This window comes from Streptomyces sp. NPDC015242 (assembly GCF_043079125.1).
Lineage (GTDB): Bacteria > Actinomycetota > Actinomycetes > Streptomycetales > Streptomycetaceae > Streptomyces.
Genome location: NZ_JBIBUF010000006.1, coordinates 214,386 through 230,264 on the forward strand (window position 1 = coordinate 214,386; position 15,879 = coordinate 230,264).

Annotated in this window: 14 protein-coding genes; 7 read left to right on the forward strand and 7 right to left on the reverse strand. The window is 72.6% G+C overall.

The features are described 5' to 3' along the window. Positions 1–6: 6 nt before the first annotated feature. Positions 7–666, reverse strand: coding sequence for a hypothetical protein (locus tag ACF07N_RS21530; RefSeq protein ID WP_383321370.1), 660 nt, complete (start codon positions 664–666; stop codon positions 7–9). Between the two features lie 237 nt (positions 667–903). On the opposite strand from ACF07N_RS21530, the gene ACF07N_RS21535 reads away from it, so the two are divergent. The 3 genes from ACF07N_RS21535 to ACF07N_RS21545 all read left to right on the forward strand — a co-directional run bounded on the left by ACF07N_RS21535 (position 904) and on the right by ACF07N_RS21545 (position 2,528). Beyond that, positions 904–1,563: a helix-turn-helix domain-containing protein gene (locus ACF07N_RS21535; protein WP_383321373.1), complete on the forward strand. Its 660-nt coding sequence runs from the start codon at positions 904–906 to the stop codon at positions 1,561–1,563. 32 nt (positions 1,564–1,595) lie between these two features. Then, complete coding sequence (locus ACF07N_RS21540; RefSeq protein WP_383322324.1) at positions 1,596–2,126, forward strand: toxin-antitoxin system, toxin component; 531 nt, start codon at positions 1,596–1,598, stop codon at positions 2,124–2,126. A 177-nt stretch (positions 2,127–2,303) separates the two neighbouring features. After that, positions 2,304–2,528, forward strand: a complete 225-nt coding sequence (locus ACF07N_RS21545; protein ID WP_392115250.1) for a hypothetical protein — start codon at positions 2,304–2,306, stop codon at positions 2,526–2,528. Positions 2,529–2,687: 159 nt separating this feature from the next. Here the strand turns inward: ACF07N_RS21545 and ACF07N_RS21550 are convergent, their stop codons facing one another. Together ACF07N_RS21550 and ACF07N_RS21555 are read right to left on the reverse strand one after the other, a co-directional pair. Further along, entirely contained in the window at positions 2,688–3,374 is a 687-nt protein-coding gene (locus ACF07N_RS21550; protein WP_392115253.1) for a 4'-phosphopantetheinyl transferase, read from the reverse strand. Then, positions 3,371–4,231 carry a metallophosphoesterase family protein gene (locus ACF07N_RS21555; protein WP_383321382.1) on the reverse strand — a complete coding sequence of 287 codons (861 nt, stop codon included), beginning with the start codon at positions 4,229–4,231 and terminating at the stop codon, positions 3,371–3,373. The genes ACF07N_RS21550 and ACF07N_RS21555 overlap by 4 nt, the downstream gene beginning before the upstream one ends. Before the next feature lie 256 nt (positions 4,232–4,487). Here ACF07N_RS21555 and ACF07N_RS21560 point away from each other — a divergent pair, with 256 nt between their 5' ends. Next, positions 4,488–5,639, forward strand: coding sequence for an ATP-grasp domain-containing protein (locus ACF07N_RS21560; RefSeq protein WP_392115258.1), 1,152 nt, complete (start codon positions 4,488–4,490; stop codon positions 5,637–5,639). Positions 5,640–5,739: 100 nt separating this feature from the next. Here the strand turns inward: ACF07N_RS21560 and ACF07N_RS21565 are convergent, their stop codons facing one another. The 4 genes from ACF07N_RS21565 to ACF07N_RS21580 form a co-directional block, all read right to left on the reverse strand. Beyond that, the gene (locus tag ACF07N_RS21565) at positions 5,740–6,990 is read right to left on the reverse strand and encodes an alpha-L-fucosidase (RefSeq protein WP_392115261.1); all 1,251 of its coding nucleotides are present in this window, start codon (positions 6,988–6,990) and stop codon (positions 5,740–5,742) included. Positions 6,991–6,995: 5 nt separating this feature from the next. Further along, the gene (locus ACF07N_RS21570) at positions 6,996–10,037 is read right to left on the reverse strand and encodes an alpha-mannosidase (RefSeq protein ID WP_392115264.1); all 3,042 of its coding nucleotides are present in this window, start codon (positions 10,035–10,037) and stop codon (positions 6,996–6,998) included. Between the two features lie 56 nt (positions 10,038–10,093). After that, complete coding sequence (locus tag ACF07N_RS21575) at positions 10,094–11,431, reverse strand: 6-phospho-beta-glucosidase (RefSeq protein ID WP_392115267.1); 1,338 nt, start codon at positions 11,429–11,431, stop codon at positions 10,094–10,096. 184 nt (positions 11,432–11,615) lie between these two features. Then, positions 11,616–12,380: a DeoR/GlpR family DNA-binding transcription regulator gene (locus ACF07N_RS21580; RefSeq protein WP_383321397.1), complete on the reverse strand. Its 765-nt coding sequence runs from the start codon at positions 12,378–12,380 to the stop codon at positions 11,616–11,618. 98 nt (positions 12,381–12,478) lie between these two features. Between ACF07N_RS21580 and ACF07N_RS21585 the strand changes: the two genes are divergently transcribed. The 3 genes from ACF07N_RS21585 (at position 12,479) to ACF07N_RS21595 (ending at position 15,864) form a co-directional block, all read left to right on the forward strand. Continuing rightward, a complete protein-coding gene (locus ACF07N_RS21585; protein WP_383338932.1) occupies positions 12,479–13,552 on the forward strand; it encodes a carbohydrate kinase family protein in 1,074 nt (357 codons plus the stop codon). Between the two features lie 69 nt (positions 13,553–13,621). Next, positions 13,622–14,908, forward strand: coding sequence for an ABC transporter substrate-binding protein (locus tag ACF07N_RS21590; RefSeq protein WP_392115271.1), 1,287 nt, complete (start codon positions 13,622–13,624; stop codon positions 14,906–14,908). Further along, positions 14,908–15,864 (forward strand): carbohydrate ABC transporter permease, encoded by a 957-nt coding sequence (locus ACF07N_RS21595; RefSeq protein ID WP_392115274.1) that lies wholly within the window; start codon positions 14,908–14,910, stop codon positions 15,862–15,864. The genes ACF07N_RS21590 and ACF07N_RS21595 overlap by 1 nt, the downstream gene beginning before the upstream one ends. The last annotated feature ends 15 nt before the right edge of the window (positions 15,865–15,879 follow it).

Below are 15,879 nucleotides of genomic sequence, written 5' to 3' on the forward strand. Positions count from 1 at the left end.
CGGCGGTCAGCCGGCCGCCGGTACGACCCTCAGATGGGAGTTGGCGCGGCGCGTCCTGCGTTCCCGGGAAGGGGCGCGGCGGGCCTCGCGCAGGACGAACGTGAGCCGGGTGCAGCCCAGTTCCTCCAGCGTCCGGGACGTCTCGACGACGACCCGGCAGTCGGTGGCCCCCCAGCGCGGGTCGGGGTGCAGCACCGGCCGGACGGCGCCGTCGATCTCGGCGGCCTCCTCGCCGACCACACGGATCCAGTGCGGCAGCCCGTGCCGGTAGGCGGCCTCCATGATCGGGTCCTGGGCGATCTCACGGCGGATGGCCTGCAGGCCGTGGTCGGGGCCGTGGCTCTCCACCGCGCGCGCGAAGTGCGCGAGCATCGGCAGGCACCAGCTCGCCTCGTGCTCGCCGAGCACCGTGGGCGCGTCGGGGTGGAAGAGCACGAACCGCAGGAAGTTGCCGTCCGGCATGGCCGTGGGGTGCGGGCCGACGCCGCGGAAAAGTGACCGGAAGGCGCTGTTGGCGAGGACGACGTCCCAGCAGTGGTCGACGACGAGCGAGGGGAAGGACACGGCCTCCAGAAGCCCGGCGCAGTCTTCCAGGTAGGCCTGGGCCTCTGGAGTCTCGGGGACGGGCCGCGGTGCCGGCCGCTGCCCTCCTGCCTGAAATGCCATCGGGAGGTCACCCCTCTTGCCTGTGCGGCCTTGACGCGGCGCCCCGATCCTGGTGCCCCGGGCTGAGGCGTGTCAACTATCGTGGCATTTCGTGCCTGTTGACGGCTGAAATTGGCCACAGTTGTGGCGAGACCTGGATGTGAGTTCGAGGCACCGGCTACGCTCCGGGAAGTTCACGCCGGGTAGGTCACGGCATCCGCTTGTGAGAAGCCTGTGAGAGACGTAGGAGAATCGTCGGTGACGGGTGGCTTCGTCGAGGGTCCGGGCGCCACGCGGACGGTCGTGCTGCCGGCCGTCGTCTCCCGCGTCACCGCGCTCGCCGACCGGCTCGGCGTGCCGCACGCGGAGGTCTTCGACACCGGCCGGCTGTCCGTCGCGTCGGGGGTCCCGGAGCCGGTGGTCAAGGCCCTGCTCAGCGGCCGGCCCGCGGGCGAGCCCGATGTGCAGGCCCGCTTCCTGCAGCGACTGGACCTGCTGCGCCGGACCCGGCTCAAACCCAACGGCCGCAAGTACACCCAGCAGGAGATCGCCGACGGCGCGGGCATGTCCCGGCAGCAGGCCGGCGCCCTGATCAACGGCGACCGCCGTCCGACCATGGAGCACTGCGACGCCCTGCAGCGGTTCTTCCGGGTGCACGCCGGTTTCCTCACGGCCGAGGACCCCGAGGCGCTGGTCAGTGCCCTCCAGCACACCGAGCAGGAGCTGTTGCAGCGGCTCGCCGACCGGGAGCGGGAGGCGGCCGCCGCGGCCGACGACCCGCTGGAGCGGCTGCTGCAGGACCACGGCGTGCGCGGCATCGCCTGGCGGGCCGCGCAGCTGCCCACCGACCAGCACCGCGACAAGGTCGCCGAGTGGCTGGACATGCTCCTGGAGAGCGTCAAGCGGCCCGAGTCGTGACCGTGGGGAGAACTGTGGGCATCGGTAAGGAAATGCGCCGCCTGTGCGGCGAGCTGGTCGCGGAGCTGACCCTCCCCGCGCCGGCACGGCCCGACCAGCTGTACGCCGCCCTGTGCGACGCCATGAGCAGACGCCGGGGCCGTCCCGTCCTTTTCCGTACCGCCGCCTTCCCACCCGGCACCGCCAGCGGGCTCTGGCTCGACATGGCCGAGCAGGACCTCGTCGTGATCGAGGAACGCACCGCCCCGGAGCACCAGTTGGTCATCCTCGGCCATGAGCTGTGGCACATGAAGGCGGGGCACTGCTCCCACCACGTCGAGGGCGCGGCCGTCGCGGCCCGGCTGCTCGACGAGGGCGCCGATCTGGAGGCGACCGTGCTGAAGGTCGCCGCCCGCACGGGCTTCGACCTCGACGACGAGAAGGAGGCCGAGAGTTTCGGTCTGCTGCTCGCCAGCAAGTGCCGGGCGTGGCTGTCGGGTTCGGCGGCCAGGGGGCCGGTGCAGCGCGACCACCTGGCCGGGCGGATCGAGGCGTCGCTGGGCTACCGGGGGCCGCAGAGCTGAACTCCATCGTCCCCGGGGCACCGGAGCGGTCCGGCCTGCGCCGGGCGGGCGAACCGGCGGGCGACGGGGCCGGATTGTCAGTGGTGGGCGGCAAGCTGGAGGGGCGTCCCGGCTGTGCGGGGCGTGCGCGCCGCGAGGCGCGGGGAGCGACGACGCCGACACGGGGAGAGCCGACCGATGCCCACCGCCGTACTGACCGACCGCGAGCGCACCGCCGTCCAGGCCTATCTGCGGCTGCTGCACACCGTCCGCGCCGCCTTCGACCGGGAGGCCGGTCCGCCGGTCGTCCCGCCCGCCGTCCTGGCCGACGCGGAACAGGCCCTGGAGCGGGCGGGTCTTGCGGGCAACGAGGAGGCGTTCTTCCGCCTGCTGGAGAGCTGGTGCCCGGAACCGGGGCCCTGAGCGGGGTCCGGGGGGCAGGCCGAGCCATGCCCCCTCCCGGCGCGCCGGACGGCTGAGCCGGGCCCGGCTCGCCGGCCCGTGCGCGGGCCGGGCCGCCGGCCGCCGTTCAGGAGGCGTGACGCCGGCCGCCGTTGAGGGAGGCGTGACGCCGGCCGGCGTTCAGGAAGGCGTGACGCCGGCCGCGGGCTCGGAATGCGGCACGACGACCGCCGTCGCGACGAGCCCGCGGGCCGTGGTCCAGCGGCCCTCGAAGCGGTCGAGGCGGTGGCCGCCCACCAGCGGTCCGGGGACGAGGAGCCGGGCCTGGAAGCCGCCGTGGGGGCCGATCTCGATGTCGGCCTCCATGAAGTCCAGCCACTTCCCGGTCAGCGGGAACCACGCCTTGTAGACGGCCTCCTTCGCGCTGAACAGCAGCCGGTCCCAGCAGACGCCGGGGTGTTCGGCCACGAGCCGCCGCAGCCGTTCCACCTCGCCCGGCAGGGCCACCGACGCCAGGACGCCGTCGGGCAGCGGCGCGTGGACCTCCGCGTCGATCCCGAGGGAGGCCAGGTCGCCCGCGCGGACCAGCGCGGCAGCGCAGAAGCCGTCGCAGTGGGTCATGCTGCCGGCCAGCCCGGCCGGCCAGCCGGGGGCGCCGCGCTCCCCGGGCAGGATCGGCCGCGGCGGCACGCCGAGCTTCTCCATGGCGCGCCGCGCGCAGGAGCGGACGACGGCGAACTCCCGCTGCCGCTTGGGGACCGCCCGTGCCACGAGGGCGGCCTCCTCGGGGTACAGCGGCGTGTCCGGTTCGTCGTACCCGTACGCCTCGACGGTGACCACCGTCTCCGGCAGCAGTTCCTCGATCACCGCTGTTCGTCCTCCCTCGGCAGGATGCGCCGCAGCCGCCCCGGCGGCCCGGGCCGTTTGCGCCACTCGCGCGGATAGCCCACCGAGACCTCCTCGAACCGCACGCCGTCGTGGAAGGTGGTCCGGGGGATGTGCAGATGGCCGTAGACCATCGTGTGGACCGGGAACCTGCGGTGCCAGTCCGCGGTCAGGGCGGTTCCGCACCACATGGCGAACTCGGGGTGCCACAGGACGTCCATCGGATGCCGGTGCAGCGGATAGTGGTTGACGGGGACGACCGGCAGGTCCGCGGGCAGTCCGGCGAGCCTGCGCTCGGTCTCCTCGACCCGGGCCCGGCACCAGGCCTCCCGGCTCGGGTAGGGGTCGGGGTGCAGCAGGTACTCGTCGGTGCAGACGATCCCGGTGCCGTGGGCGTACTCCAGGCCCTGTTCCTTGGTGGCGCACCCGGACGGCAGGAACGAGTAGTCGTAGAGCAGGAACAGCGGGGCGACGGCCACGGGGCCGCCCGGGCCCTGCCACACGGGGTACGGGTCCTCCGGGGTCGTCACGCCCAGTTCCCGGCACAGCTCGACCAGGTGCGTGTACCGGGCGACGCCGCGCAGGGTGACCGGGTCGCTCGGGTGGGTCCACAGCTCGTGGTTCCCGGGCACCCAGACGACCTTGCGGAAGCGGGCCGCGAGCGTCTTCAGGGCCCAGCGGATGTCGGCGACCGTCTCCGCGACGTCCCCGGCGACGAGCAGCCAGTCGTCGTCCGTGCCGGGCCGCATCTCCTCGACCAGGGCGCGGTTCTCCGGGTAGCCGATGTGCAGATCGCTGATGGCCAGCAGTTGTGCGGCTCCCCCGGCCGTCGACGTCACCTCTCGCCCCCTCCGCGCTCGCGCACGCCTCCCCCAAGAGATCACATACCCGCGCCGGGGACAAGGGCGGCCCGGGGCGGCCCCGGGAATCCGTAACACGCGCGTTGCACGCGACGGCCCGCCGAAGCCGTATGATCTGCCCCAACACCACCGCTACGAAACTTCCCTTTCACAGGGGCGGTTTGGTGTCCCTCCATTCATCCTGCCCGGGCACGGGCTGCTGCGCCCTGCCCGCGAACCGTGAAAGGCGGCCTGCATGGTCTCTCGCGTACGCGTCTGGCTCAACCGCACGTACGCGGAGAACGTGTTCTTCATGGATCAGCTGCGGAGAAATCCCAGCGACCGGGCCGTCGAGATCCATGCCACCCACGGCGACCCCGACTCCCCCGTGCTGGCCGCCGCCGACACGGCCGAGCTGGAGCCCGAGGGCCTGTCCCCGGCCGGGTACGTCGAGTACGCGCTGGACCAGTGCGCGCGGCGCGGGATCGACGTGTTCGTGCCCCGGCTGCACCAGTCGGCGATCGTGGCGCACCGCGCCGAGTTCGAGGCGGCCGGTACGGCGGTGCTGGCGCCGCCGCCCGAGGCGGTGGCGGTCTTCCACGACAAGGTGATCGCGTACGAGGCGGTCCAGGCGATCGGGGTGCCGGTGCCGCCGTGGTGGCGGGTCCGCTCGGCCGAGGAACTGATCGCCGCCGTCGAGGAGCTGGAGGCCGCCGGGCACAAGGCGTGCTTCAAGCCGGCGTCGGGGGCGGGCGGGGTCGGCTTCCGCGTGATCACCCGCTCGCCCTTCTCGATGGTGCACCTGAACGGGTTCCCGAGCCCGTACGTGCCCCTCGACCTGGTACTGGAGGCGCTGCGGCAGGCCGAGGAGCCGGTCGACTGGCTGGTGATGCCGCGTCTGGAGCAGCCCGAGGTGTCGGTGGACTGCCTGACCGGCACGGACAACCGGATCCGGCTGGCCGTCGGCCGCACGAAGAACGGCCGCCGCCGCGGCTTCACGCTGGACGAGCAGTGGCTGGACCCGGCACGGCGGATCGCCGAGGGCTTCGGTCTGCACTACCTGTCGAACATCCAGTTCCGGATGTTCGGCGACCGGCCGGTCCTGATGGACGTCAACACGCGTCCGGCCGGTGGGCTGCACCAGCTGTCCCTGTGCGGTGTGAACGCCCCGTGGGCCGCCGTGCAGTTGGCGCTGGGCGAGGACCCGGGCGAGGTGGTCCCGCCGTTCCTCGGGCAGGACTACACGGTGGTGTCGGGGCCGCGTCCGCTGCGGCCGGTGTCGCTGCCGCAGCAGCGTCCCGAGGCGCAGGCACAGGCACAGGCGGAGCCGCTGCCGGCGGTGCCGGTCGACCCGGTCGGCCCCGTGGCGCCCGCACCGGCCACCGCCGCTCAGGCTCTGCCTCTCTGACCGCTCCACGCGGCATCCCCACGCCTGTGCCGGTCTCCTCGGGCGTGGGGGCGGTGCCAGGTCCGGACCGGCCCTGCGGGCGGTCCTGCCTGCATCTGCGTCAGAACCGGCCGGCGCCGCGGTACAGCTCCAGTTCCCCTTCCAGTTCGAGGGCCAGCACGGTGGCGTGCGGGTCGAGGTCGGCCGCGGCGGGGGGCTGGATCCACAGGACGCCGGGGGTCTCGTGGAGGCCTCCGGTGACCTCGTGGGCGAGTTCCCTGCCGCTGCCCAGGACCGAGACCCGGCGGACCCCGTTGAGCAGGCCCCGGACGTTGAGCGCGGCGCGCGGGGCGTCGAAGAGGATCAGGTAGAGGGTGCGGCGGTCCTGGGAGAGGGTGCTCGGCCCGTAGTGGTGGCCGGGCGGCAGCCCGCGTTCGGTGCCGTACACGGCCTGCTCGTGCCGGGCGATCCAGTCGCCGAGACCCTCCAGCCGCTCCCGCTGCTCGGGCGTGATCGTGCCGTCCTCGCGCGGGCCGACGCTGAGGAGCAGGTTGCCCCCGCCGCCGATGGTCTCGGTGAAGTAGCGGATCAGCTGGTCGACCGACTTGTGGTGGCGGTCGTGGTGCTGGTGGCCCCAGGAGTCGTTGATCGTCAGGCACAGCTCCCACGGCCCGTCCGGCGGGACGACCGGAGCGCCCTGTTCGGGGGTGGCGTAGTCGCCCTCGCCGAGCATGCGGGCGTTGAAGACGACGTCCGGCACCTCCGAGCGGATGAGAGCGGCCAGTTCGCGGATGCGCCACTGCTCCTCGCTGCGGTCCCACTCGCCGTCGAACCACATCAGGTCGGGCCGGTAGCGGCTGGTGAGTTCCCGTATCTGGCCGTCGCGGTAGGCCAGATACCGCTCCCAGGCGGCGAGGTCCTCGTCCTCGGCGGCGACCTCCGAGTAGCGGTTGTCCGCCAGCTCCGGCGGGCGGCCCGGCTTGCGGGTGGAGGCGTAGTCGGGGTGGCTCCAGTCGGAGTGGGAGTAGTAGAGGCCGACCTTGAGGCCCTGCTCGCGCAGGGCGTCGGCGTAGCCGCCGATCAGGTCGCGGCCCACGTTCAGGTCGCCGTGGGCGGTGTCCCACAGGGCGATCCCGTCGTGGTGGCGGCTGGTCAGCACGGCGTACTTCGCCCCGGCCCTGGCGAACAGCCTCGCCCAGTCGCGCGGGTCGTAGCGCGCGGCCGTGAACCGGTCGAGCTGGGACATGTACCGGTCGTAGGGGACGAGGTCGTCGTAGAACGACCAGGACTCCTGGACGCCGTCGACGGCGTAGACGCCCCAGTGGACGAAGATGCCGAGCTTGGCGTCGGTGAACCACGGTTGCACGGCCATGCCGGTCAGCTCCTGCGCAGGCGGAGGGTCAGGATCTGGAACGGCCGCAGCGCGACGGCGACCCCGTCGCCGGTGAGGTCCGCGTCCTGCAGCGGGCGCTCCAGCAGGTCGGTGATCTGCGCCCCGGCCAGCGGGAACCCGGTGCGCAGGACGCCGGTGGCGCGGCCGCCGCGGGACTCGTAGAGCCGGACGACGACGTCGCCCGAGGTGTCGTCGGCGAGCTTGACCGCCTCCACGGTGACGCCCTCGCCCTCGACGGACACGACAGGTTCCGGGGCGCCCGCCGCGTCGGCCACGCGGAGCGGGAGGTTCAGGGCGTAGCCCTCGGCGACGGCGTCCTCGATGCGCGCGCCGGGCAGCAGCGCGTAGGTGAAGCGGTGGCGGCCCTGGTCGGCCTCGGGGTCCGGGATGCGCGGGGCGCGGACCAGGCTGAGGCGGACGGTGGTGGTGGTTCCGCCGTCCTCGCGGACGGTGCGGGAGACGTCGTGCCCGTAGGTGGAGTCGTTGACGACGGCGACGCCGTAGCCGGGTTCGCCGATGTGCACCCAGCGGTGGCCGGAGACCTCGAAACGGGCCGCCTCCCAGCTGGTGTTGGTGTGGGTGGGGCGCTGGACGTGGCCGAACTGGATCTCGGCGGAGGAGTGCGCGGCGCGGATGTCGACCGGGAAGGCCGCCTTGAGGATCTTCTCGGTCTCGTGCCAGTCGAGGTCGGTCTCGATGTCGATGCGGGGACTGCCGGCGCGCAGGGTGATCGTCTGGGTGATCTTCGACCCCTGGCCGAAGTCCCGTTCGACGCGGATGGCGCCGAGCAGCGGGTCCTGTTCGACGACGGTGACGGCGGAGGCGTCGAGGAGGTCGGTGTAGCGGTTCTTGTAGTGCTTGTCGATGTCCCAGGCGTCCCAGTGGTTGGGCAGGTCGGTGTGCAGGCGCAGCAGGTTGCCCGGCTCGGCGAGGACCTCGCGGCCGGCGCGCAGGTCGTACACCGACGCGAGGGTGCCGTCCTCGGCGACCTCGACACGGACCAGTCCGTTGGCGAGGGTGAGGCCGTCCACCGTCACGGGGTGGGGCGGCTGGGCCGCGGTGAGGGGCGCGGAGCCGTTCGCGGGCACGTCCACGTACACCGGTGCGCCGTCGGCGGTGCGGATCACTTCGGCGCGGTCGCAGGGTCCGGCGTTGAACACGCGCGGTCCGCCCGCGCCGAGCGCGGCCACCGCCTCGGCGGTCAGCGCGTGCAGTTCCCCGGCCACGCGCGCGTACTCGGCCTCCGCCTCGCGGTGCACCCAGGCGATGGAGGAGCCGGGCAGGATGTCGTGGAACTGGTGCAGCAGCACCGTCTTCCACAGCCGGTCCAGCTTCTCGTACGGGTAGGCGTAGCCCGGCGCGTGCAGCGCGGCCGTGGTCGCCCACAGCTCGGCCTCGCGCAGCAGGTGTTCGGAGCGGCGGTTGCCCTGCTTGGTGCGGGCCTGGGAGGTGTAGGTGGCGCGGTGCAGCTCCAGGTAGAGCTCGCCGACCCACACGGGCGCGTCCGGGTACTCCGCGCGGGCCTTGGCGAAGAAGTCGTCGGGGTGTTCGACGACGACCTTGGGGGAGCCCTCCAGGTCGGCCAGCCGGCGGGCGCGTTCCATGATCTCGCGGGTGGGGCCGCCGCCGCCGTCGCCCCAGCCGAAGGGGGCCAGGGAGCGGGAGGCGCCGCCCTTCTCCCGGTAGTTGCGGACCGCGCGGGACATCTCCTCGCCGCTGAAGCGGGCGTTGTAGGTGTCGACCGGCGGGAAGTGCGTGAAGATGCGGGTGCCGTCGATGCCCTCCCACCAGAAGGTGTGGTGGGGGAACGTGTTGGTCTGGTTCCAGGAGATCTTCTGGGTGAGGAACCACTCGTTGCCGGCGAGCCTGGCGATCTGCGGGTAGGCCGCGTTGTAGCCGAAGGAGTCCGGCAGCCAGACGCCCTTGGTCTCGATGCCGAAGTGGTCCATGAAGAACCGCTTGCCGTGCACGAACTGGCGGGCGACCGCCTCGCCGCCGGGCAGGTTGCCGTCGGACTCGACCCACATGCCGCCGACCGGCACCCACTGTCCCTTCTTCACCGACTCCTGGATGCGGGCCCAGACCTTGGGGTAGTGGTCGCGCACCCACTCGTACTGCTGGGCCTGGGAGCAGGCGAAGACGAAGTCCTCGTACTCGTCGGCCAGCGACGTCACGTTGGAGAAGGTGCGGGACGTCTTGCGCTTGGTCTCGCGGATCGGCCAGAGCCAGGCGGAGTCGATGTGGGCGTGGCCGACGCCGGAGACGGTGTGGGCGCTGGCGTGCGCGGGCTTGGACAGCACCGGCTTCAGTGCCTCGCGCACGGCGGCGGCCGAGCCGGAGACGTCGTCGAGGTCGAGCAGGTCCATCGCCCGGTCGAGGGCGTGCGCGATCTCGTGCCGGCGCGGGTCGTGCGCGCCGAGTTCCAGCATCAGCTCCCGCAGGACCTGGACGTCGAGGTCGAGGTGCCAGACCTGCTCGTCCAGGACGGCGATGTCGGCGCTGCGGAAGGTGTAGAGGGGCCGGTCGCCCGCGGTGCGCTTGTCGCCCAGGGGGGTGGGCCTGGCGAAGTCGTCGGCGAGGATGTCCGGGTTGGAGGCGGCCTCGACGAGGTAGTCGACCGTCTCACCGCCCCGCGCGGGGTTGGCGATCGCCACGTACTGGTTGAGCGGGTTGACGGCCTTCAGCGGGGTGCCGTCGGTGCGGTGGACCAGGGCTTCGGCCTGGTTGCCGGGCCAGTCGCCGGTGAAGCCGAGGTCGATGACGGCCTCGACGCGCTTGCCCGCCCACTCCTCGGGCACCCGCCCGCGCATGCGGAACCAGGTGGTGCCCCAGGGCGGGCCCCACGGGGTGCCCATGGTGAACGGCTCGTAGGACGCCGCGGCCGCCTCCTCGAAGGGCACCGGTTCGCCCGGGGCCTGCCAGGCCTCCACCTGGAAGGGGACGGTGGCCGAGTGGATCGCGGTCTTGATGCGCTGGTCGTGGAGGCGCTGGACGCGCTCTTCGATCCGGCGGCTTTCGTCGTGCATGGGCGGGTCTCCAGGGGGCGGGAGGAGCAGGCGGGAAAGCGCTTACTGGGCGGCGCTCACCTAAGGTACGCGAGCCCGGGATGCACCTCGGTGTAGCCCTCGACCAGCCGGCGGGCCACGGCCACGGAGTCGACGAGCGGGTGCAGCGCGAAGGCCTTCACGGCGGTGGCGCGGGAGCCGGAGCCGGCCGCGGCCAGGACCTCGCGCTCGACGGCCTTGACGGAGCAGACCAGCCCGGTGGCGTGCCCGGGCAGCGGGTCGACGGCGACGGGGTGGGCGCCGTTGGCGTCGACGAGGCAGGGCACCTCGATGACGGCGTCCGTGTCGAGGACGGACAGGGTGTGCCGGTTGCGGACGTTGAGGATGAGGGTGGTGCGCTCGTCCCGGGCGATGGCCCGCATGAGCGCCAGGGCCACCTTCTCGTAGCCGCCGGACAGGTCGTCCTCGTCGCGTTCGCCGGCGCCCGCCGTCTCGCGGTTCTCGGCCATGTAGGTGGCCTCGCGCTCGGCGCGGGTGTCGTCCCAGACCTTCCACGCGGGGGCGTCGGGGTCGCGCATCTCGGCGTAGAAACGGGCCTGCTGCTCGCGCAGGAAGGCGCCGCGGGTCTTCTCGGCCTGCTGGTAGGCGCGGACGGCCTCGCGGTTGAAGTAGTAGTAGTGCAGGTACTCGTTGGGGACCGCGCCCAGGGAGCGCAGCCAGTCGGCGCCGAAGAGCCTGCCCTCCTCGAAGGAGCCGAGCAGGGCGGGGTCGGCGAGCAGGCGCGGGAGTTCGTCCCGGCCGGCGACGCGCAGGCCGCGCACCCAGCCGAGGTGGTTGAGGCCGACGTAGTCGATCCACGCCTCCTTGGGGTTCGCGCCGAGCACACGGGCGATGCGGCGGCCGAGGCCGACCGGGGAGTCGCAGATGCCGATGACGCGGTCGCCGAGGTGGCGGGACATGGCCTCGGTGACCAGGCCGGCCGGGTTGGTGAAGTTGATGACCCACGCCTCGGGCGCGAGCCGGGCCACCCGCCGGGCGATGTCGACGGCGACCGGCACCGTGCGCAGCCCGTAGGCGATGCCGCCCGCGCCGACCGTCTCCTGGCCGAGGACGCCCTCGGCCAGGGCCACGCGCTCGTCGGCGGCGCGGCCCTCCAGGCCGCCGACGCGGATCGCGGAGAACACGAAGTCGGCGCCGCGCAGCGCCTCGTCGAGATCGGTGGTGGCGCTCACCCCGGGCGCGTCGGGGACGCCGGCCGCCTGCTCGGCGAGGACCCGGGTCACCGCCGACAGCCGTCCGGCGTCCAGATCGTGCAGGACGACGTGCGTCACCCGGCCCTCGGCGTGGTCGTCGAGGAGCGCCCCGTACACCAGGGGGACGCGGAAACCTCCGCCGCCCAGAATCGTCAGTTTCACCGGGTTCCTCCGACTCCGTAGGCTGCGCGCGGCGCGCCGGGGGCACCGGGCACACGCCGCCTCGTTCGCTTCGTTCCGTGCCGGGCCCGCTCGGGCCCGGCGGCCCAGGGCGTGCGACCCCGCCGCGCGCCGGGGGGCCGGGCGGCCCGGGTGGGCGGCCCTCCCGCCTCGGCCGGGGAGGGGTTCACTCCTGGACCCTTCCCACCACGACGACCTCGACGCCCGCCTCCTCCAGGGAGGCACGCGTCGCCGCGTCCGGCGGCTCGTTCGTCACCACCACGTCCAGGTCCTCGGGACCGCAGACCTTCGCCATGCCGTGCCCGGGGAACTTCGCCGCGTCGGCGAGTAGCACGACCTTCTCCCCGGCCCGGATCATGGCCCGCTTGACCGGCACCTCCACGACCGTGGTGTCCATGACCTGGCCGCCGGGCCGCACTCCGCTGGTGCCGAGGAACAGCCAGTCGGCGTGCAGCTGGCGCAGGTTGTCCTCGGTGAGGAAGCCGACCAGGGAGCGGTACTCGCGCCGGACCATGCCGCCGAGCAGGACCAGCTCGATGCCCTCGTCGTCGGCGAGTTCCTCGTAGACGACCAGGTTGCTGGTGATGACGGTGAGCCGGCGGCCGTGCAGCTGCCGGGCCAGGCGGTAGGCGGTCGTCCCGATGTCCAGCAGCACCGACTGGCCGTCGCCGATCATGGCCGCGGCGCGCTCGGCTATGGCGTCCTTCTCGGCGACGCGCACCTCGGCGACCTCGGCGAAGGGCTGGTCGCCCTCCTCGACCACGGCGCCGCCGTGGACTCGGGTCAGCAGGCCGTCCTCCTCCAGTTTCACCAGGTCGCGCCTGATGGTGGCCGGGCTCACGCCCAGCTGCTCGGAGAGGTCGGTCACGGCTGCGGGGCCGCCCGAGCGCAGGGCCCGCAGGATGAGTTGGTGTCGTCGTTCTGCCAGCACGTCGTGCACATTACTCGTCATCTCCAATCATCGCCATGCTCATTTCTGCGCAGGTATTGACCAATCTCGTGGAGCGGCGCACGATTCCGCTCACGGAAATGAAGGGTTTTGACGATCTCCGTCGAGACCCCCAGCGAGAGGACGCCTCCGTGGAGGACGACGACCGGCCCGATGTGCTGCTGACCGGGCTGCTCTTCTACGACCTCGTGCTCACGGGCCTGGACAAGCCGCCGACCCCGGGCGAGGAGCTCTGGACGAAGGGCATGGGCTGCGGCCCGGGCGGCATCGCGAACCTCGCCGTGGCCGCCGCCCGCTTCGGCCTGCGCACCTCGCTCGCCACGGCGTTCGGCGACGACTTCTACGGCGCGTACTGCCGGGACGTCCTCGCCGGCCAGGAGGGCGTCGACCTCTCGCTCTCCCGCACGGCGGACGGCTGGCCGACCCCGGTCACCGTCTCCGTCGCGTACGGCGGCGACCGGGCCCTGCTCACCCACGGCCAGGAACCGCCGTTCTCGCAGGACGCGCTGATGGGCGACCCGCCCCCGGCGCGCACCGCCCTGGTCCACCTGGAGGCCGAGCCGCGCGCGTGGACGGCCAAGGCCGCGGCGAACGGCACCCGCATCTACGCCGACGTCGGCTGGGACCCCACCCAGGAGTGGTCACGGGACCTGCTGGACCAGCTCGCCCTGTGCCACGCCTTCCTGCCCAACGAGACCGAGGCGATGGCCTACACCCGCACCGGCACCCCGGCGGCGGCGCTCGGCGTCCTGTCCGAGCGGGTGCCGGTGGCGGTGGTGACCCGCGGCCGGGACGGCGCGCTCGCCGTCGACCAGCTCACCGGCGAGTACGCGGAGGTCCCCGCCCTCGGCGTCGACGCCCTGGACGCGACCGGCGCCGGTGACGTCTTCGGCGCGTCTTTCGTCGCGGCCTCGCTCGGCGGCTGGCCGCTGGAGGAGCGGCTGCGCTTCGCGGTCCTCGCCGCCGGGCTGTCGGTCCGCCACCACGGCGGGGCGCTGGCCGCCCCGGGCTGGTACGGCGTCGACCGCTGGTGGCGCTCGCTGACGGACCCCGCGCTCAGGCGGACGTACGGCTTCCTCGCGGACCGGCTCCCCGAGGACCCCGGGCCGCCGGTCGCGTACGCCCCCGTCACGCCTCCCGCACGGCGGCACTGACTCCCCCCACGCCCTTGTGTGTCCCTTCTCAAGCGAAGTCACGAACAGATCCGAAAGGCGGTGGGAGCTGTGCGGCTCTCACGAAGAGGCCTGCTGCGCGCGGGCCTGGCCGGTACGGCCGCCACGGCGCTGGGCGGCCTGGCGACCGGGTGCGCCGTTCCGGCCGGCTCGACGGGCCGGACCATGGTCCTGTGGTACTGGAGCGGCGGGCTGAGCGACACCGTCGTCAAGAACGCCAAGGCCCGCTACGGCGAGGACGTCGACCTCAAGGCCCAGCAGATCGGCGGCTACTACCGCTCCAAGCTGATCACCACCCTGGCCGGCCGGGCCCACATCCCCGACATCGCGGGACTCAAGGGCGAGGACATGGCCTCCTACCTGCCGAACGCCGACCAGTTCGTGGACCTGAGGACCCTGGGTGCCGGGAAGCTCAAGAGCCGGTACCTGGACTGGAAATGGCAGCAGGGCGTCGCCGACGACGGCAGCCTGGTCGGTTTCCCCATCGACGTGGGCCCGGTCGTGCACTACTACCAGCCGGCCGTCTTCGAGAGGGCCGGACTGCCGTACGCGCCGGCCGACGTCTCCCGGGAGCTGGGCACGTGGGAGAGGTTCTTCGCCGCGGGCGAGCGGCTGAGGAAGCGGGTGCCCGGGTCGTTCCTGCTCACCGACGTGGGCAGCGTCTTCGAGATGTCGCTCGGGCAGGGCACCACCCGGTTCGTCGACAGGGAGCGGAACTTCATCGGGGACGGCGCGCACGTCCGTGCCTGCTGGGACCGGGCCGTCGAGGCCAAGCGGCGCGGACTCGTGTCGGACATCGTCAGCGGCACCCCGGACTGGAACTCGGCCGCCGAGCGGGGACTGCTGCCCAGCCAGCTCAACGCCTCCTGGGCCGCCGGCGACCTCAAGCTCGGCCTGCCGAGGACGAAGGGCCGGTGGCGGGTGGCCGACTGCCCGGGCGGCCCGTCCAACGTCGGCGGCTCGTTCCTGGCGATCACGAAGGCGTGCCGGGAGCCCGAGCGTGCCTTCGAGATCATCACCTGGATGCTCGACGCGGACAACCAGGCCCAGGGCTTCGTCGACGCGGGCCTCTTCCCGTCGACCCCGGCCTCGTACGCGATGAGCAAGCTGCGCGAGCCGGACCCGTTCTTCGGCGGCCAGATCACCATGGACGTCTACGGCCCGGCGGCCGAGAGGATCCCGGTGGCCTACAACAGCCCGTACGACATCGCGCTCGGGCAGCCCGTCCGCGACGAGATCAAGAACGTCGGCGTCCTCGGCAAGGACCCGGCGAAGGCCTGGAGGGACGCCATGGGCAAGTGCCGGCGCATCGCGGACCACCTGGGGGTGACGTACTGATGGCCACCGTTCCCGCGCTCGACGAGCCCCCGGCGGCCACGGCCCCGGCCGTCCACCGGAGGAAGGGCGTCCTGAGCCACTGGCGGCTGTACGCCGCGATCTCCCCGTTCTACCTCCTCTTCCTCTGCTTCGGTCTGGTCCCCGTCGGCTTCTCGCTCTACCTGTCCTTCCACCGCTGGGACGGGCTGGGCGCGATGGAGTGGGCGGGCCTGGCGCAGTTCCGCTACCTGATCGGCGACACCGACTTCTGGAGCTCCATCGGCAACACGCTGGTCATCTGGGCGCTGGCCACCTTCCCCATGATCTTCCTGGCGATGGTGACGGCCGTGATGCTCAACTCCGCGGTGCGCTTCAAGAACGTCTACCGGTTCGCGTACTTCCTGCCCAACGTCACCTCGATCGTCGCCGTCGCGATCGTCTTCGGCTCGGTGTTCTCTACGAACTTCGGCCTGATGAACGCCCTGTTGCAGGCGGTCGGACTGGACCAGGTGGCCTGGCTGAACACGCCGTGGGGCATCAAGGTCGCCATCGCGACGCTGATGACCTGGCAGTGGACCGGCTACAACGCGATCATCTTCCTGGCGGGCCTGCAGACGATCCCGGGCGAGATGTACGAGGCGGCGCGGATCGACGGCGCCGGGCCGGCGCAGACCTTCTTCCGGGTCACGCTGCCGCTGCTGCGGCCGACCCTGCTGTTCGTGCTCGTCGTCTCGACGGTCACCGGGCTGCAGAGCTTCGCCGAGCCGCAGGTGCTGCTGCAGACCACGGCGAACGAGTCCACGTTCTCGGGCGGCCCCGACCACGCCGGCCGGACGATGGTCCTCTACTTCTTCCAGCAGACGTTCGACAACAACGACTTCGGCTACGGCGCCGCCGTGGCCTGGGGCATCTTCCTCGTCGTCGTCCTCTTCTCGATCATCAACTGGCGCCTGGTGCGGCGCCGGGGCGAAGACTAGGAAGGCAGGGTCACC